This window comes from Pseudomonas laurylsulfativorans (genome assembly GCF_002906155.1).
Taxonomy (GTDB): Bacteria; Pseudomonadota; Gammaproteobacteria; order Pseudomonadales; family Pseudomonadaceae; genus Aquipseudomonas; species Aquipseudomonas laurylsulfativorans.
This window is the reverse complement of the sequence record NZ_MUJK01000004.1, coordinates 179351-199046: the sequence shown is the minus strand read 5'-3', so window position 1 is coordinate 199046 and position 19696 is coordinate 179351. Positions and strand designations below refer to the sequence as shown.

The following is a 19696-nucleotide window of genomic DNA, read 5'->3' as shown; positions in this document are numbered from 1 at the left end:
CTCGCTCGCTGATTTTGTGTACGACCCGATACCTGTGGGAGCAAGCTTGCTCGCGATTCAGGCAACTCGGTCTACCTGACGGGCGCCAACCCAAAAAACGCCTGGATCAAGCGCAAATCCCTGCGCCGCTCCATGCACCCGATCATGTGCCGGTTCACCAACCCCTCGCCAATGATCGGCACCGCCGCCACTCGCGGGTCGTGGCTGACCTCCACCGAAGACACCACCCCCACCCCCAGTTCGGCGGCCACCGCCTCGGTCACCGCTTCGCGGCTGTCCAGTTCCAGCAACACCCGTGGAATGACCCTGGCCTGGGCGCAAGCCTCATCGAAGGTGCGCCGAGTAATCGAACTTGGTTCGCGCAGCACCATGATCACCTGATCCAGCTCCTTGAGCTGCACACCTTTGGTCTTCTGCGCCCAAGGATGGCCCTCGGGCACCAGTGCACAAATCCGTGACTCGTTCAGCGCCTGCAGATGCAAGCCCTTGCGCGGCTCGACCTCGGTCAGCACCGCCACGTCGGCATGTTCGGACAGCAGCGCCGCCAGGGTTTCCTGGGCGTTGCCCAGCCGCAGGTTCACTGTGATCCCCGGATAGCGCGCGCGCAGGCTGGCAAGCATCGGCATGACCATGTGCGGACCGTCCGCCGCCACCTCCAGACGCCCGGTCAGCAATTGCCGGTTGGCTTCGAGCATCACCTGCGCCTCCTCGGCCAGGCCGAACATCGCCCGGGTGATGGCCGCCAGTTTGGTGCCTTCCTCCGTCAGTTCCACCCGTCGAGCGGTGCGGCGCAGCAAGGTGATCTGGTAGTGCTCCTCCAGGGCCTTGATGTGCCCGGTAACCGCCGGCTGGCTGATGAACAGCCGCGCCGCCGCCCGGGTAAAGCTGCCCTCCCGGGCCACGGCATCGAAGGCGCGCAGCTGAAACAGGTTCATGAATAACCCTCACTGATGGTTGGCATAACAACAAACAATTTGATTGATAGCACGGCAAATTGCAATTTAAGCCCCATAGCTTCATCCCATCGATTGCGAGGACACGAGAATGAGTACTGCCGAACCCATCCTGCTCACCCCCGGCCCATTGACCACTTCGGCCCGTACCCGTCAGGCGATGATGGTCGACTGGGGTTCATGGGATGACCGTTTCAATCAACTGACCGCCAGCCTCTGCGAGCAACTGCTGGCGATCATCAACGGCGCCGCCACCCACCACTGCGTGCCCCTGCAAGGCAGCGGCACCTTCGCGGTCGAGGCAGCGATCGGCACGCTGGTGCCTCGCGATGGCAAGGTTCTGGTACTGATCAACGGTGCCTACGGCAAGCGCCTGGCGAAAATCTGCGAAGTGCTGGGCCGCTCCTTCAGCACCTTCGAAACCGCCGAAGACGAGCCGACCACCGCCGCCGACGTTGACCGACTGCTGCGTGCCGACACCGGCATCACCCACGTCGCCCTGATCCACTGTGAAACCAGCACCGGCATCCTCAATCCGCTGCCAGAGATTGCCCAGGTCGTTGCGCAACACGGCAAGCGCCTGATCATCGACGCCATGAGCTCCTTCGGGGCCCTGCCAGTGGACGCTCAACAAGTGCCCTTCGACGCCCTGATCGCCGCCTCGGGCAAATGCCTGGAAGGTGTGCCGGGCATGGGCTTTGTCTTCGCCCGCAAAGAATCTCTGGCCAGCGCCGCCGGTCATTCGCACTCGTTGGCCATGGACTTGCAGGACCAGCACGCCTACATGACCAAGACCGGCCAGTGGCGCTTCACCCCGCCGACCCATGTGGTCGCCGCACTGCACGAAGCCCTGCTGCAATACAACGAAGAAGGTGGTTTGCCGGCGCGGCACGAACGCTACGCCGCCAACTGCCAGGCATTGATGGAAGAGATGGGCAAGCTGGGGCTGCGCAGCTTCCTGCCAGCGGCCATTCAGGCTCCGATCATCGCCACCTTTCACGCCCCGAAAGATCCGCGCTACCAGTTCAAGGAGTTCTACGAGCGGGTCAAGGCCAAGGGCTACATCCTCTACCCCGGCAAACTGACCCAGGTCGAAACCTTCCGCGTCGGCTGCATCGGTCATGTGCAACCGGCCGAGATGCGCGAAGCGGTGGCGGCCATTGCTGAAGTGCTGCGCGAGATGGAAGTTTTAGAGATCTAACCAACACCGCATTCCCCTGTAAGAGCGAGCTTGCTCCGGGCGGCGTTCCGACGATGAGGCCCGACCAGACGGCACTCGTTGAATGAAAGACCATCGCGAGCAAGCTCGCTCCTACAGTAAAGCTGCTCTCCAATAGCCAGTTATTACAGGATTCAGATCACCATGAACTACTCCAACCCAACCAAACTGCAAGCCGCCATCCTCGACTGGGCTGGCACCGTGGTCGACTTCGGCTCCTTTGCCCCGACGCAGATTTTCGTCGAAGCCTTCGCCGAGTTCGACGTACAGGTGTCCATCGAAGAGGCCCGTGGCCCGATGGGCATGGGCAAGTGGGACCACATCCGCACCCTGTGCGATCTGCCGGAAGTTGCCGAGCGTTATCGCAAAGTATTCGGCCGCACGCCGACCGACGATGACGTGACCGCCATCTACCAGCGTTTCATGCCGCTGCAGATCGAAAAAATCGCCGAACACTCGGCGCTGATTCCGGGTGCGCTGGAGACCATCGCCAACTTGCGCCAGCAAGGAATCAAGATTGGCTCCTGCTCCGGTTACCCGAAGCAGGTCATGGACAAAGTGGTCGAACTGGCGGCCACCAACGGTTACGTGGCTGATCACGTGGTCGCCACTGACGAAGTGCCGAATGGTCGTCCATGGCCTGCCCAGGCACTGGCCAATGTCATCGCCCTGGGCATCGACGATGTCGCCGCGTGCGTGAAGATCGATGACACCGTACCGGGCATCCTCGAAGGTCGCCGCGCCGGCATGTGGACCGTTGCGCTGATCTGCTCCGGCAACGCCCTGGGCCTGGACTACGAGGGTTATCGCGCTCTGGGCAGCGACCAACTGGACAGCGAGCGCAAGCGCATCCACGGGATGTTCGAAGGTTCGCGTCCGCACTACATGATCGACACCATCACCGATCTGCCGGAAGTGATCGCCGACATCAACAAGCGCCTGGCCAACGGCGAAATGCCGCAATCGAGCTAAAAACTCAACACCCCCCCTGTAGGAGCGAGCCTGCTCGCGATGAACTTCAGGACACCGCTGGGTGTCAGGCTGCCAGCGTCATCGTTGACGACCATCGCGAGCAGGCTCGCTCCTACAGGTTTTTTTTCTGTGTATTCGAGCATCCAACTATCGATCCACTCAGGCAAACCCGGTGAATCCGGCTTACAGTTAAAGCACACCGTCGGCCAAGAACGGTGGCTTTAAACCGGACCGCTGAGGAACACCCTATGCCGTGGAAAAACTCCGAGTCGCGCTACAGCACCGTATCGATAGCGCTGCATTGGTTGATGCTGGTCCTGCTGGCACTGGTTTACGCCTGTATCGAGTTTCGCGGGATGTTTCCCAAGGGCAGTGGCGGGCGCACACTGATCGTCGAATCCCACTTCATGCTCGGCCTGACCGTATTCGTTCTGGTCTGGCTGCGCTTGTTCGCACGCAGTCTCGGCCCGGCGCCACAGGTCTTCCCGGCCTCGCCGCGATGGCAAACGACGCTGGCCAGGCTGATGCACTGGGCGCTGTACATGTTCATGATCGCAACGCCCATTCTCGGGTGGCTGGTCACCAGCGCCAAAGGCAATCAGGTGATGTTCTACGGTTTCGACCTGCCGATGCCAATAGCGGAAAACAAGGAACTGGGCAAACAACTCCAGGACTGGCACGAGCTCGGCGGCACCATCGGCTATTGGCTGATCGGCCTGCATGCCGTGGCCGCGCTGTATCACCATTACGTGGTAGGCGATAACACCTTGCTGCGGATGATGCCCAAAAGCGTAAACCGCGACACCTGAGGGCACTGGCAAAACCTGCTCGCTCCTGCATGAGATTGCATGTGTGCTTCAGATTTGTGGGCTGAATCCCCGTCGCCCCTGCAAGCCGCCGGTATGAACGAAGATCAGCCGCGTGCCACGGGCAAACTTTCCCGCTTCGACTTGCTGCTTGAGTGCCAGCAGCGCTTTGCCGGTGTACAGCGGCTCCAGGGGAATACCGCTGGCCTGCTCGGTCTTTTCGATGAATTCGAGCAACAGAGGATCGACTTTGGCAAAACCGCCCCGGCTGGCGTCGAACAGTTCATAAACCGGATCGGCGATAGCGGCCTGCTGCACGATCGTCTCGACCTGCTGCGCCACCCCATGATCGCCTGGCACCGCCAGGGCACCGTACACCGGATGATCCCCTGCCTCGGCCAGCACCAGGCCGGCCAGCGTCGTGCCCGTTCCGCAGGCCAGCCACCAGCCGTCGTAGTCGCTCCAACCCAAGCCCTGCAATTGCGCGCAAACAGCGGCCCGAAACTGCATGCAACCCAGGGCGCCAGGCCAACCACCTCCCCCTTCAGGCACCGGATGCAACGTCGGGTAGCGGGTCTGCCAGGGTTGCCAGAAACCGGCTTCATGCCTTGCTCGATAGCCTGCGTAACCCAGCCAGTGCAACTGCATGCCGAACGCCTGCAAGTCTTTGACCGTCGGGGTTTCCTGAGGATGTCCGCGCAACAGGCCGACAGTCGAAAAGCCCAAACGTTTGCCCGCCGCTGCCAGCGCGTGGAGGTGATTGGAATGCGCGCCACCCAGGCTGATGATGCCTTCGGCACCAACGCGGTCGGCGTTCCTCAGGTGTTCGATGAGCTTGAACCATTTGTTACCGCTGATCAGCGGGTCGATCTGGTCCAGGCGCAGGATCGCCAACTCGATGCCAGCGTGAGCGAGCCAGTCGAGGTGAAGGGGTTCGAGGGGGACTTGAGGAAGCCAGTTGTCAGGAGGAGAAAGCATGATGCCGGATCATTGGAGTGATCCAGCATCTTAGCAGCACCTTTGTGGCGAGGGAGCTTGCTCCCGCTCGACTGCGCAGCAGTCGCAAACCCGGAACACCCGATACTTCTGATGTACCGAGCCTACCGATTTGGGGCCGCTTCGCAGCCCAGCGGGAGCAAGCTCCCTCGCCACAGGTTTACTGTCAGACGTGAATTACAACTGCGCCGCCAACCGCGAACCCTGGTTGATCGCCCGCTTGGCATCCAGCTCAGCCGCGACATCCGCGCCACCGATCAGGTGTACGTTCTGCCCCGCCGCCACCAGGTCGTCATGCAATTCACGCAGCGGATCCTGCCCGGCGCAAATCACGATGTTGTCCACAGGTAGCAGCTGCGGTTCGCCGGTTTCGCCAATGCGGATGTGTAGGCCTTCGTCGTCGATCTTCAGGTATTCAACGCTGTTGAGCATCTGTACCTGCTTGTTCTTCAGGCCGGTTCGATGAATCCAGCCGGTGGTCTTGCCCAGGCCGTCACCGACCTTGGACTTCTTGCGTTGCAGCAGGAACACCTCGCGAGCCGGCGCGTGGGGCGCGGCCTTGATACCGGCGACACCACCGCGTGCTTCAAGGTGGGTATCGATGCCCCACTCTTTCCAGAACGCAGCACGATCCTGACTGGTAGCGACGCCTTCATGCACAAGGAACTCGGAGACGTCGAAACCGATACCACCGGCACCGATCACCGCGACACGCTTGCCGACCGGCTTGCGTTCCAGGATCACATCCAGGTAGCTCAGCACTTTGGCGTGTTCCACCCCCGCAATGGCCGGCACGCGCGGCGCAATGCCAGTGGCCAGAATGATCTCGTCGTAGCCGCCCTCGACCAGCGTGGCCACGTCGACGCGGGTGTTCAGGCACACCTCGACGTTGGTGGTCTGCAGCTTGCGGTTGAAGTAGCGAATGGTTTCGTAGAACTCTTCCTTGCCCGGCACCCGCTTGGCGATGTTGAACTGACCGCCGATTTCGCTGGCCGAATCGAACAGCGTCACCTGATGACCACGCTCGGCGGCCACGGTCGCGGCGGACAAACCGGCAGGGCCGGCACCGACCACGGCGATTTTCTTCAGCTGCTGCACGGGCAGGTAATTGAGTTCGGTTTCGTGGCAGGCACGCGGGTTGACCAGGCAACTGGTCAGTTTGCCGCCGAAGGTGTGATCGAGGCAGGCCTGGTTGCAACCGATGCAGGTGTTGATTTCATCGGCGCGTCCTGCAGCGGCCTTGTTGACGAAATCCGGGTCGGCGAGGAACGGCCGCGCCATGGACACCATGTCGGCATCGCCCTCGGCGAGAATCTGCTCGGCCACTTCCGGCGTGTTGATGCGGTTGGTGGTGATCAGCGGAATATTGACCGAACCCCGCAGCTTGGCCGTGACCTTGCTGAACGCTGCACGCGGAACTTTGGTGGCGATGGTCGGAATCCGCGCTTCGTGCCAGCCGATACCGGTGTTGATGATCGTCGCGCCGGCCTGCTCGATGGCCTTGGCCAGTTGAACGATTTCTTCCCAGGTGCTGCCGCCTTCGACCAGGTCGAGCATCGACAGACGGAAAATGATGATGAAGTTCGGGCCAACCGCCTCACGCACGCGACGGACGATCTCCACCGGCAGGCGCATGCGGTTTTCATAGCTGCCGCCCCAGCGGTCGGTACGGTGGTTGGTGTGGGCGGCAAGGAACTGGTTAATGAAATAACCTTCGGAGCCCATGATTTCCACGCCGTCGTACTCGGCGGTTTGTGCCAGAGCCGAGCAGGTGACGAAATCGCTGATCTGCTTTTCGATGCCTTCCTCGTCCAGCTCCCTGGGCTTGAACGGGTTGATCGGTGCCTGAATCGCACTTGGCGCGACCTGTTTCGGGCTGTAGGCATAACGACCGGCGTGGAGGATCTGCATGCAGATCTTGCCACCGGCATCGTGCACGGCACGGGTGACGATGCGGTGTTTCAGCGCTTCCTCTTCAGTCGTCAGCTTGGCCGCGCCGGAATATACGCCGCCTTCATCGTTCGGGCCGATACCACCGGTGACCATCAGGCCGACACCGCCACGGGCGCGCTCGGCGAAGTAGGCGGCCATGCGCTCGAACCCACCCGGTTTCTCTTCAAGGCCAGTGTGCATCGACCCCATCAGGGTGCGATTGCGCAGCGTAGTGAAACCCAGGTCCAGCGGAGCCAACAGGTGCGGGTATTGAGCGGCGGTCATCGGTAACTCCACATCGAGCGATCACGGAAAGTGCAGGAGCTCTACGGCCCCCATCAGTCATGTTCGACAGACTAAGAGTCGCGTCGCCGTCGCTCAATGACTGTAAATGACAACTTAATGATCGAAATGAGCAGCCCCTGCGAAACAGTCAGGCGATGAACAACGTTACTTGAACATGTAGGAATGGAGGTCTGGATCGCTGACGGTAACATCGGCTATCTGCGGCCAAACTCAAAAGCCGAAGTAGACAAATGCCGTAACGGCCGCCATACCCCACGCGACCAACGCCATGACAGTTGAGTTTTGCGGTAACTGAAATTCGCTGGATTGCTGTACATCGGGCTTCGAAAGACCGGCCTGGACATAGTAGCCATACCGGACTGCCCGGTAGGTATATCCAAGACCGACCAACAAAAACAGAGTGATCAGGCCAAGCACAAGTCCACGCCTGATAGCCGGTTTCGCCAATGCTGCAAGGTGATCCTGCTCGCAAGCAACGCTGTTGAGTTGCACGATGGTAATTCGTTGATAGTCGGTCGAAGACCGCTTGTGCCCAATCTGGATCGCCGCCTGTTGCTCCAGATCCAGCGCCTGATACCTCCAGAGCGTCGACGATCCTTTTCGGCAGAAGGTAAACACGGCAGGACTTGAAGCGGAGATTATGCAAGCGTCGTAGATATCCAGTTTTTTCAGGGTTTCCAGGGCCGATCGGGTGAAGTCCAGATCGAACACCGAAGCAGCTCCGATGGCAGAAGCCGCAACCGAAGCCAACAGGCTGATCAAGAGGCAGGTGGCTGAAATGTTCACGGCCGAATTTCCCCTTTTTCATTTTTTGATTTCGCAGCTCGGTTCCAGCCTGCTTTGTCGAGCTCCAGTACGCTGCTGGCACCCGGAAAACCAAGTGGAAGAAGAAAGGGAGGGCATCCATGCCCTCCCCTCCGTGGTCCACGCTCCTTGCGACAGTGCCTGTCAGAACATCAAGAGGCCAGAATGAAGTCTGTGGCCGAGATGGTGTTCGGATCGCCCACTCCTACCAGGGTGATGGAACCGGCTCCGAAGTTGAGCAACAAATCCGCACCCTGATCGACGATGTTGACACTCGTGTTGAATGTCGCCGCCGTGATGTTGAGCCCGACGAAATTGAGCAGATCCTGGCCTCCCGCCGCGTTGGCATCAAAGCCGATGATCCGATCGTTGCCGAAGCCCGCTGCGAACACGAAGACATCGTCGCCACTGCTGGCATTCATCGTGTCGTTGCCGGCACCACCCGCAATACTGTCGTTGCCGGCACCGCCATCGATGATGTCGTTGCCTGCGCCACCGAGCATTGTGTCGTTACCGCCAGCACCGTTGAGGTTGTCGTTACCCACCCCACCGGTGATGACGTTGTTCGACGCGTTGCCGGTACCGACGAAGTTGCCGACTCCGGTGTAGAGCAGATGCTCGGCATCGGCGCCCAGTGTGTAGCTGGACAGCGAGGTCTGGATGGAGTCCTCACCGTTACCCGCCAACTCGATCACCCCGTCCGCGGCAGAGTCGACGATGTAGGTATCATTGCCGACTCCGCCTTCCAGCCGGTCAGCCCCTGCACCGCCATTGACGACGTCGTTGCCCAGGCCACCCAGCAAGGTGTCGTTGCCGTCACCGCCGTTGAGCGTGTCATTACCGGCTCCAGCGGTAATGATGTTGTTCAACGCGTTGCCGGTGCCGGTGAAGTTGCCGGCTCCGTTGAAGAGCATGTGCTCGACATTGGCGCCCAGCGTGTAACTGTTTAGCGTCGTTTGTACGGAGTCCGCACCCTCACCCGCCGTCTCGACCACCAGGTCTCCGCTCGAATCGACGCGGAAGGTGTCGTTGCCGACTCCACCGACCATCCGGTCATTGCCGGCACCGCCGGTGATGACGTCGTTGCCGGTTCCACCGAGCAAGGTGTCGTTGCCGTCACCGCCGTTGAGGGTGTCATTACCCACCCCGCCGGTCATGACGTTATTCAACGCGTTGCCGTTGCCGGTGAAGTTGCCGGTTCCGGTGTAGAGCAGATTCTCGACATTGGCGCCCAGTGTGTAACTGGCCAGCGTTGTCTGTACGGAATCAGAACCCTCACCCGCCGCCTCGACCACCAGATCCCCGGCTGCATCGACGCGGAAGGTATCGTTGCCGGCTCCGCCGACCATCGCGTCATTACCCGTACCACCGGTGAGGACGTCGTTACCGGCACCCCCCATCAATGTATCGTTGCCGTCACCGCCGTTGAGGGTGTCATTACCCGTCCCGCCGGTGATGACGTTGCTCAGCGCGTTGCCGTTACCGGTGAAGTTGGCGGCGCCGAGGTAGAGCAGATGCTCCATATTGGCGCCCAGTGTGAAGCTGGCCAGCGTGGTCTGTACGGAGTCCGCCCCCTCACCCGTCAACTCGGTCAGCACGTCCCCGGCTGAGTCGACGCGGTAGGTGTCGTTGCCGGTTCCGCCCAGCATCTGGTCATTACCCGCACCGCCATTGAGGAAGTCGTTGCCGTCCTCGCCATTGATGAAGTCGTTGCCGTCTCCGCCACTGAGATTGTCGTCGCCGATGCCGCCAAACAGCTGGTCGACACCGCCCAGGCCTATGAGCGTATCGTTGCCGCCCAGGCCAAACAGCACATCGCTACCTGCGGTACCTAGGAGGGTGTTCGCCAGGGCGTCACCCGTTTGCACCGCACCCAGCAGCACGACCAGCGCCGTCGCCGCCGAGGTCACCGACTCCAGCGTGCCGAAGCCATCGGTGTAGCGCGCGATCACCCGGATTTGCTGGTTGATCTGCGCCGCACCCGGGGTGAAGTTCACGCCAGTCGCGCCAGCGATATTGGTGAAGGTAGTCCCGGTACCTTGCTGCCATTGGTAGCTGAATGTGCCCAATCCGTCTGGATCGGCAATCCCGGCCGTCTGCGCGGTCAGCACCTGCCCTTGAGTCGGTGTCGTATCGCTGATCAGCAACGCACCTGTTGGCGCATCGTTGACATTGACCACCGGCGCCGTGGCGTCGGACGGAACGCTTTCAGCGACACCGAAGTCATCCACGTAACTGACCACCACACGCACCTGGTTGCCGACCTGAGCCTGGCCAAGCGTGAGCGTGCTACCGGTGGCGCCGGCGATGTTGACGAAAGTGACCCCGTTGGTCACCTGCCATTGGAAGGTGAACTGCGGATTGCTCAGGCCATCGACATCAATGATGCTCGACGGATCTGCGGTCAACACCTGGTTCTGCGTCGCAAGCCCGGTAATGGTCGGCCCTGCCGTCGGTGTGTTGTTGGCCGACGAGGAGACAAACTCCAGCGTGCCATTGCCATCCTGATATACCGCCCGAACACGGATGTTCAGACCGGCGACATCATCCGCCACCAGATAGGTGGTACCGATCGCCCGCGATGCCTCGCCGGCGGCGATAAAGGTGATGTCTTCATAGATGCCTGAACCGGCGACGTTTTCGACCTGCCAGTAGTAAGACACCGCACCGGTAACCGCACCGGTCGCATTGGTCGCACTCACGCTGTCCAGATCGCGGATCGACTGATCGCTGACGCGCAGCAGCTGGCCGGCGACAGGCGTATCCTCACGCGCACCGCTGGTAGCGTCGAGGATCGCCAGACGACCCACAGGTCCGCTGTTCACAGCGGTGCCGACTCCGGTCGCCTGCGCCTGGTCAGAGAACTGCAGGCGCTCGATGCCTGTCAGGCGATCGACGCCATCACGGCCCGCCACCAGGTCGGTCACGATGACGGCATTGCCGTCGAGGGTGACGCTGTACTCCGACGCATTACCGGAATACACCGCAGTGTCGAAGTTGTCAGTGCCGGTCAGGATCTCCCGCACGATGACCAGTTGGCCCGGGTTGTAAGTGCCGTTGAGCATGAACGGTACCAGCGGCTCCATGCTGTTGAAACTGGCGATTTCCGCGCCGGTACCATCAGCGTTCGCCCGCACGCTGATGCGTACGTTCAGCCACTTGTCACCATCGATGATGTCGTCACCGCCGCGACCTTCGATGAGGTCGCTGCCGCTGCCACCGAGGATGATGTTGCCACCGTCGAAGAACGTCGCACCGGCTGGCAGCAAGCCCGCCAGACCGTCGATCAGGCTGATGTTGGTCAGCACACTGCCGGTTGCACCCGCGGTAGGTAGCGATGTCGCATCTTCGCTATCACCACGCAGGAAGTCACCGTGCGTTGAACCCGACAGGCCTTCCATGATGTCGAAACGCACCAACGCCGAAGCGCCCGAACCCGGCATCGGTGGCACATCGAAGAAGCGGTCGCTGAAATCGATGCTCACGCCTTGGGCGAGATCCTTGAAGGTCGCCCAGTCATAACCCGAGCCGCCGATATAGCGGTCACCAAAGCCGAGACTGCCGACCATGATGTCGTCGCCGCCTTCGCCGTTGAACTTATCGTTCTCGTTGCCGCCGATGTATACGTCGTGGCCGATCACAGGGTCGTTGCCGAGCGGGTCGAAGTTGTCGCCAGGTGCACCGTCCGAGGTGCCCTTCTCGATCCAGTCGTCGCCTTCGTTACCCATGTCCTGTTCGTTGGCCTTGCTGCCCAGGATGAAGTCGTTGCCCTGGCCAGCAATGGCTTCGGAGGCGTCCTCACCGGTCACGATGAAGTCGCTGCCGAACCCGCCAATGATCAGGTTGACGCCATTGCCTCCGTGCAACACGTCGTTGCCGTCGCCACCCTGGATGTTATCGTCGCCGCCAGTGTCGGTGATGATGTCGTCGCCAGCGCCGCCACGCAGTTGGTCGTTGCCGTCACCGCCGTCGATGCGGTCGTTGCCGCCATCACCCCAGACAGTGTCATCGCCTTCGCTGGAAATGAGGATGTCGGCGTTGTCGGTACCACCCAGCACGATGTGTTCGTCACCGGTGTAGCGGATGTAGTTGGTGTCTGCCCCCACGGTCAGCGGGTTGTCGCGGAACACCACCTGCTCGCCATTCGCGCCGAGCGGATCGACGGAGACCAGGCCTTCGTTGAACTGCCTGCCCTGGTCCACTTCCAGGTAGAAGCCAGGGTCCGAGAACACCAGGCCCGGCAAGTGCGTGGCCGAGGTGTTGGCCATGATCAGCTTGGCGAACGAGTTGCTTTCAAGTTCGGCATTCATCGACAGGCCAGAGGTACGCTCCAAGTAGTAGAAGCGATCGCCGTCCTGCAGTTTTTCCAGCTGGTTCTCGAACACGAAGTTGAAGGTCGAGCCGAGCATGCCGCCGAACGGCGTTTTCTGTTCGGCAAGGCCGCCAATCCACATATCGATGGCATCGACGCCGGTAATCGTGACATTTCTCAGGTCATCGGCAGTGCCCGCCACCCCATCCCTGCCGGGCAGCGTCACGTTGGCAAAGGCACCGGTGCTGTTGAGGAAGTCCAGGCGGTCAGCCGGCGCCCCCACACCACCGAAGACCAGCGCCATGGCTGCATCGCGTTTGGCATCCATCGTGGTCGCCGACGTGATCGAGGTGTGCGTACCGTAGGCCGCGATGAAGTTGATCAACGACTCTGGATGCTTGAGGTGCTGCACCAGGTCGACCCAGCTGTTGTACGGCTTGAGTTGGGTGTCACCGGTTTGGCTGTAGATGTCGCGGCGGAACGCGTTGAGTGAAGGAATCCCCACGTCGCGGCCACGGGCGATGTTGATCGCCGGCAGGTCGAGCGGCAGGCCGAGCAGGTTATTGCGCAGCGCCTCGGTGACGAACTCATCGATTTCGTTACCGGCTTGCCGGGTCACCCCACGGATGATCGCACTGGTCGCATCCTCTGGTGATACGCCACTGGCGGCGTACGCCAACGGGTTGAGGAACGCCGCGATCAAGCCCAGTTGCTGATCGGGATTGGCACTGCTCGGATCGCCCACCACGTTGAAGTCGATATCGTAGCGATCGACAGTCTCGGTCAGCATCGAGTGGCCAAACCGGTACACGGTGTGGGCGAACTCGGCGACGATCGAAGGATCGAGGTCGACGTCATAGACCTGGGTCGGTGCGAAGAACAGGTCGATGTTGGGCTGGATGGTCCGCGCAAACTCCTCGAACACCAGGTGCTGATACTGCATCTCGGTGCCGAACTTGGCAGCCTGGAACAAGCGCTCGCCATTCCACTGCAGCGCATCGAACTCAGCCTGGGTGGTTGGCAACGCAACCACCGGATTGAGCAGCCACTCGTTGAGGAAGGCCACGTCACCCGAATCGAGCACGGTGTCCTTGGTCTGCTGGACCAGGCGGTTGTGCTCGGAGTGGAAGATCGCATGCACCGCGGTCAGGCCGATGTTCTCATTGACCCGGCCGTCGCCAGCGATGTAGTGAGCGTCGAGCAGTTCGTTGTCATAGGTCGTGTTGTTACCGCCTGGGCCAACGGGCTGCGCATTGCCGACATCGGCGTCGGCATCTGCCTGCAGAACCCCGCCGACAACCACCGGCACGGCGTTGTGGGCGATGTCGTTGAGGAAGGCATGGCCGGTGCGCACCGCGTTGACGAGGCTGACCGGACTGGCCGGATTGCCTTCGACAAGCGTAGTGACGTCATCGGCGGTGCCGGCAATGCCATCCGCCCCGTTGTTGACACGAATGACAACCTGCGGGAAGCCGTTCGGCCCCTTGATGAAGTTGCCATAGGCGTCAGTCGCCAGCAGCGGGCCGCTGTCGATATCGGCGTCGGTCAGATTGATGCCGAGCACGTCGCGTGCCTGGGCCTTGACCACCTTCCAGGTTGCCATACCACCGATTTCAACGTCGTCAGCGGTGCCAAACGTGCCATCCGCCCCCAGGTCACGGTTAGTGATCAACCGGCCTGTCGCTTCGGGGCCACTGCCAGTAAGTTCATAACCGCGCAGGAACACCTGATGCGACGGGTGCGAGCTATAGGTCTGGTTCTGGTCCACGAACGGCGAGGTGGTGTTGGTGTGCTCATGGATGTCGTCGGCCGTGCCAAGAACGCCATCCGCCCCTGGTTGGTTGGTCGCACGGGTCAGAACCATGAAGTTCGTCGGGCTACCTGGGACAAAGAGTGGATCATCCGGCTGAAGCGGAATGAAGACGGTGCCCGAACCACCTTTGGTCACCAGGTCCAGACCATGATCGAAGAACTGCCCGAAGAAAGTCATCCAGGAGTTGAATGGCGCGGACAATCCCGCGTCTGCCGTGGTGTTCTCGAACAGGTACACATCCTTGTCATCGGCAGTACCGAACTGTCCATCCAGCCCGGGGCTGGCAACGATCGTTACGCCATCCTTGAGCACGTCATCATTACCCGCCAAGCCGAAGTTGAGCACACCGTCCGCACCCGGGTCGAAAGCCGTGGCATAGGCCGCCGGGTTGTTCGCCGTCTGGTCGACGATCAGGTTACTGATGGTGCGCGGCTGCGAGTCAATCACAAGGCCGCTGTTCTGCGTATACGACGTTCCCCCTTCCGCCGGATTGAAGACCGGATCGCTCACGCGCGGGAAGAGGTTATCGGCGGCACCAAACTCGGTGTGATTGTTGCCGTTGAGGTTCAACAGGTTGTTGTTCGATCCGTCGACCGTACGCAGACCCAACGGCGCGCGGATGTTCGGGATCAGCGAGAGGATGTCCTGACCGGCCGCATCAGCCTCGGCAATCTTGATCTGGTCAAGAATGAAGTTGAGGTCGGAGCGGACCATGTGCAGGCCCGCGCCACCGGCGGTGGCATCGACTACCGGTACTGGCGCCGTCGGTACGACCGGCGCGCCGGGTGCTACTACGGCAGTCGGCTGCGAGAACGCTACTTCAGTCGTGCCATGAGCATCCTGGTAGATCGCCTTGACCCGCAACGACAGCCCGGCAAGGTCGGGAGAGACCTTGAACGTGGTGCCGTCGGCACTCTGGAACGCCAGGTCGCCAGCCGGCAAGAGGATGATGTCCTCGAAAACGCCGCTGCCTGGAGTTGCCTCGAACTGCCAGTAGTAGGAAACCGAACTGTTGATCAAGCCCAGCGGATTACCCGCCGTGATGTTGTCGGCATCGCGCAACGCGTTCACGTTGACCGTCAGCGTGTCGCCCACGACTATCGCACCGCCGTTGCCATCGATGACAGCCGGACGGCCAGTCGGTTGGGCATTGAGCCCATCCACCAACACCTGCTGGGTATCGGCGAACTGCAGGCGTTCGATATGCAGCAGGGTATCGGTGCCGTCGCGGCCCGCTACGCTATCTGTCACCGTATAGACATCGTCCGCCAGATCGACCGTGCCGCGGTCATCAACGGTAACCGTATACTCGGAGGCAACCCCGGAGTAAATGGCGGTGTCGAACGCCGCCCCGCCCGTCGAGGTACCCGGCATGATTTCCCGCACGGCCTTGAGCTGACCGGGGTTAATGGTACCGTCGATCATGAACGGGATCATATCGACCATGCTGTCGAAGGAGGCGACCTCAGGGCCCGTATGGTTAACGTCGCCAGGGGCATAAACGGCAATCCTGACGTTGATCCATTTGTCACCGTCGATCAGGTCGTCACCACCGCGGCCTTCGATCAGGTCACTGCCATCGCCGCCAAGGATGATGTTGCCAGTGGCAAAGCCGGTAACCGGCAAGCCGGCATCGGCCAGGAACTGATCCAGTCCGCGGATCAACGCGACATTGGTCAGTGCACTGCCCGTGGCACCACCGTGGTTGATGATGGTGTCGGCATCGACATCATCGCCTTTGAGCACGTCGCCGAAGCTCGAACCGGACAAACCCTCGACCTCGGCAAAACGGTCGAGTATCGAGGCCGGCGAGGCGCCGACCGGATTGAACACCCCGGCGTTCTGGTTTGGCGCGTTGCCGTGTGGCTGCGCCAGCGCGGCCAGGCTCAGGTCAGCGGTCACACCAATCCTGTCGTTCTTGTAGGTGATCCAGTCGAAGCCGGACATGCCGTCCATCTTGTCCTGGGCATCGCTGCCGACAAAGATGTCATCGCCACCCTCGCCGATCATTTCGTCGAAGCCACCGCCACCGACAAAGATATCGTTGCCGATGATGTCGTCATTGAGCAGCGGCGAGAAGTTATCGCCTGGCGCACCGTCCTGGGTGCCCTTCTCGATCCAGTCATCACCTTCGTTACCGGTCGGTGGCAGGTTGGTCTTGGCACCGAGGATGAAGTCGTCACCCTGGCCGCCGAAGGTGGTACTGATGTCTTCGGTGGTGATGATGAAGTCCTGGCCATCGCCACCCAGGATCAGGTTGCCTAAAGCCGCCATGCTGCCGGCGATGATCACATCGTTACCGGCATTACCTTCCAGACGGTTGTCACCGAACGAGTCGCTGATGATGTCATCACCCGCGCCGCCCAGTACCGCATCGTTCCCCGCGCCACCTTCGAGGCGGTCGTTGCCGCCGTCGCCGTAAAGGGTGTCATCGCCTTCACCGGAAATGATGATGTCATTGCCGGCAGTGCCGCCCATGACGACATGATCTTCACCGGTGTACTGCAGGTAATTGGCGTCCGGACCTACGGTGTCAGGGTTGTCGCGAATCACCAGCGCCACGACTTCCACGCCGTTGATCATGATGCCGCCGGTCGGATCGGCACGGCCGTCCGCGCCCAGGCCGGTGAACTGATTCGCCTGATTCACCTCGAGGGTGAAGGTCGGCGTCTGGAACACGGTATTGGACAGGTGGGTGACATCGCTGTTGAGCATGATCAACTTGGCAAAGGAGTTGTTCTCAAGCTCAGTGCCGAAGTTCAGGCCCGCGACACGCGACAGGTAGTAGAAACGGTCGCCGTTCTGCAACGCCTCCATCTGGGTTTCAAACACGAAGTTGAAGGTCGAGCCGAGCATGCCGCCGAACGGCATTTTCTGTTCGGCGAGGCCACCGACCCAGAAGTCGACATCGTCGAGCCCGGTGATCGTCACACCCGTCACGTCGTCTGCGGTACCCAGTACCCCATCCGCACCGACCTGCGTTACGTTGGCCCAGGCACCGGTGCTATTGAGGAAGTCCAGGCGGTCGGCAGGCGAACCTGCGCCACCGAATACCAGCGCCAGGGCTGCTGCGCGTTTCTCTGCCAGCGTGGTTGCCGACGTGATCGTGCCATGGGTGCCATAGGCCGCGATGAAGTTGACCAGCGACTCGGGGTGCTTGAGGTGGTCCACCAGGTCAGCCCAACTGATGTACGGCTTCAGTTGGCTGTCGCCGGTGGACGCGTACATATCACGACGCGCTTCATTCAATGTAGGGATGCCAGTGTCGCGACCACGCGCCAGGTTCAGGGCCGGCAAATCGAGCGGCAGACCGAGCAGGTTGTTGCGCAAGGCTTCAGTGACGAACTCGTCAATCTCGTTGCCGAGTTGGCGGGTCACACCACGAATGATCGCCCCTGCCGCTTCGTCAGCGGTCGCCCCGCTGCCGGCGAACGCCAGCGGGTTGAGGAAGGCCGCGATCAGCCCCAGTTGCGAGTCCGGATTATTCGGGTCAGTGAGCAGCGGATTGAACGCAGGGTCGAAGCGATCAACGGTCTCGGTCAACATCGAGTGACCGAAGCGGTACACCACGTGGGCGAACTCGGCGAGGATCGCCGGGTTGATCGAGGTGTCGTAGCCGTTGGGCGCAAGGAATTCATCGACCTGCGGCTGAACGGTCCGCGCGAACTCTTCGAACACCAGGTGCTGGTACTGCATCTCGGTGCCGAACTTGGCGGCCTGGAACAGGCGTTCACCGTCCCACACCAATGCCGCGATACCGGCAGGTGTAGTCGGAATCGCGGTCACGTCGTCAGCCAGCCACTGATTGAGGAAGGCCAGGTCGCCGGAGGCAAGGATGGTGTCCTTGGATTGCTGGACCAGACGGTTGTGCTCGGAGTGGAACACATGGTGCACGGTAGTCAGGCCGATGTTCTCGTTGGCCCGGCCGTCGCCGGCAATGTAGTGGGCGTCGAGCAGTTCGTTGTCATAGGTCAGGTTGTTGCCAGTCGGACCAACGGGCTGAGCATTGCCGACAAGGGCGTCGCCATCCGCCTGCAGAACCCCGCCGACGACGACCGGCGCGGCATTGTGCGCGATGTCGTCGAGGAAGGCATGCCCAGTGCTCACGGCATTGGCCAGGCTGATTGGAGCTGCCCGGTTGCCTTCGACCAGTTGAGTAACGTCATCAGCCGTGCCGGCGATGCCGTCGGCACCGTTGCTGACGCGAATCACCACCTGCGGCATGCCGTTAGGCCCGCGGATGAAGTTGCCGTAGGCATCGGTTGCCAGCAACGGCACGTTGTGCACATCGGCGTCGGTCAGGTTGATGCCGAGAATGTCACGGGCCTGGGCCTTGACCACTGCCCAGGTCGCCATGCCATCACCGGCGCCATCATCGGCAGTGCCGAAGATGCCATCGGCACCGAGATCGCGGTTGGTAATCAGGTTCCCCGTTGCAACAGGGTCACCTGCCGCGTTGAGGACGTACTCGCGCAGGAACACCTGATGCGAGGGGTGCGAGCTATAGGTCTGGCTTTGGTCGACGAACGGCGAGGTGGTATTGGTCTGGCCATCATCGGCCGTGCCGACTACTCCGTCTGCGCCGGCGGTACGCACAGCACGCGACAGCACCATGAAGTTGGTCGGGCTGCCCGGTACGAACAACGGATCGTCCGGTTGCAGCGGAATGAACACGATGTCGGTGGCGCTCTTGGTGACCAGGTCGAGACCGTGGTCGAAGAACTGGCCGAAGAAGGTCATCCACGAGTTGAAGCCAGCGGTCAGGCCGGCGTCCGCCGATTGGTTGGGAAAGAAGAACACATCCTTGTCATCGGCCGTGCCGAACACCCCATCCAGACCGGGGCTGGCGACTATCTCTACGCCATCCTTGAGTACGTCGTCATTACCCGCGCCTACCACGCCGAAGTTGAGCACTCCGTCCAGGCCGGGGTCAAAAGCTGAGGCATAGGCCGCCGGGTTGTTGGCGGTCTGGTCGACTATCAGGTTACTGATAATCCGTGGTTGCGGGTCGACCACCGTCCCTGTCCCGACATAGTCCGGCAGGAACGAAGGTTCAAGCAGGCGCGGGAAAGCGTTGTCCGCGGCACCAAACTCGCTCTGGCCGGTGACCAGGTTGTTGAGGCTGCCATCGACGGTACGCAGACCGAATGGCACCTGACTGTTGGGTAGCAAATCACTGAGGCTGGCGCCGTCGGCATTCGCTTCGGCGATAAAGATTTGCTTGAGGATGAACTCCAGGTCCGACTTGTTGAAATTGGCCATTTTGGATTGCCCTCGATCTGTCTGGGTAAAGGCGCGGGACGAGAAGATCCTTCCGCGCCAAGTCAAGTGCTGGCTTGTGCAGTTTGTTGGTTTTGTTTTTTAGCGAGAGCTGGCGTTACCCGGAACTCGGGATACGCGCCTGGAATTCGCGTAATGGATTGCTCGCCGCGCGATCAGGCAGAGCGGGTTCGCGCCCTGGGCGGGCCATGGAAACAGGAGGTAAAGGCAAACTTGCTGGTAAGCCCCTTCACTCTGCAAAAGAACGAAATGATCAACATGTTCTGCTCCTCCCGGGAGAATCACCGCGCCTTGCATTGCCAA

Annotated in this window: 8 protein-coding genes; 3 read left to right on the top strand and 5 right to left on the bottom strand. The window is 61.1% G+C overall.

The window, feature by feature from the left end; translation table 11 throughout:
- Nucleotides 1-71: 71 nt before the first annotated feature.
- The gene (locus tag B0D71_RS14825) at nucleotides 72-935 is read right to left on the bottom strand and encodes a LysR substrate-binding domain-containing protein (protein WP_103395427.1); all 864 of its coding nucleotides are present in this window, start codon (nucleotides 933-935) and stop codon (nucleotides 72-74) included.
- A 109-nt stretch (nucleotides 936-1044) separates the two neighbouring features.
- Between B0D71_RS14825 and B0D71_RS14820 the strand changes: the two genes are divergently transcribed.
- From B0D71_RS14820 to B0D71_RS14810, 3 genes are all read left to right on the top strand, one after another.
- Nucleotides 1045-2154, top strand: a complete 1110-nt coding sequence (locus B0D71_RS14820) for a 2-aminoethylphosphonate--pyruvate transaminase (protein WP_103395426.1) — start codon at nucleotides 1045-1047, stop codon at nucleotides 2152-2154.
- 162 nt (nucleotides 2155-2316) lie between these two features.
- The gene (gene phnX, locus B0D71_RS14815; RefSeq protein WP_103395425.1) at nucleotides 2317-3144 is read left to right on the top strand and encodes a phosphonoacetaldehyde hydrolase; all 828 of its coding nucleotides are present in this window, start codon (nucleotides 2317-2319) and stop codon (nucleotides 3142-3144) included.
- Nucleotides 3145-3392: 248 nt separating this feature from the next.
- Nucleotides 3393-3953 carry a cytochrome b gene (locus B0D71_RS14810; RefSeq protein ID WP_103395424.1) on the top strand — a complete coding sequence of 187 codons (561 nt, stop codon included), beginning with the start codon at nucleotides 3393-3395 and terminating at the stop codon, nucleotides 3951-3953.
- Between the two features lie 48 nt (nucleotides 3954-4001).
- On the opposite strand, the gene B0D71_RS14805 is transcribed toward B0D71_RS14810, so the two are convergent.
- From B0D71_RS14805 to B0D71_RS14790, 4 genes are all read right to left on the bottom strand, one after another.
- Complete coding sequence (locus tag B0D71_RS14805) at nucleotides 4002-4928, bottom strand: 1-aminocyclopropane-1-carboxylate deaminase/D-cysteine desulfhydrase (protein WP_103395423.1); 927 nt, start codon at nucleotides 4926-4928, stop codon at nucleotides 4002-4004.
- Nucleotides 4929-5123: 195 nt separating this feature from the next.
- Nucleotides 5124-7163, bottom strand: a complete 2040-nt coding sequence (locus tag B0D71_RS14800; protein WP_103395422.1) for an oxidoreductase — start codon at nucleotides 7161-7163, stop codon at nucleotides 5124-5126.
- A 231-nt stretch (nucleotides 7164-7394) separates the two neighbouring features.
- Nucleotides 7395-7970, bottom strand: a complete 576-nt coding sequence (locus B0D71_RS14795; protein ID WP_103395421.1) for a hypothetical protein — start codon at nucleotides 7968-7970, stop codon at nucleotides 7395-7397.
- A gap of 170 nt (nucleotides 7971-8140) precedes the next feature.
- Nucleotides 8141-19375 (bottom strand): peroxidase family protein, encoded by an 11235-nt coding sequence (locus B0D71_RS14790; protein WP_103395420.1) that lies wholly within the window; start codon nucleotides 19373-19375, stop codon nucleotides 8141-8143.
- Between the last annotated feature and the right edge of the window lie 321 nt (nucleotides 19376-19696).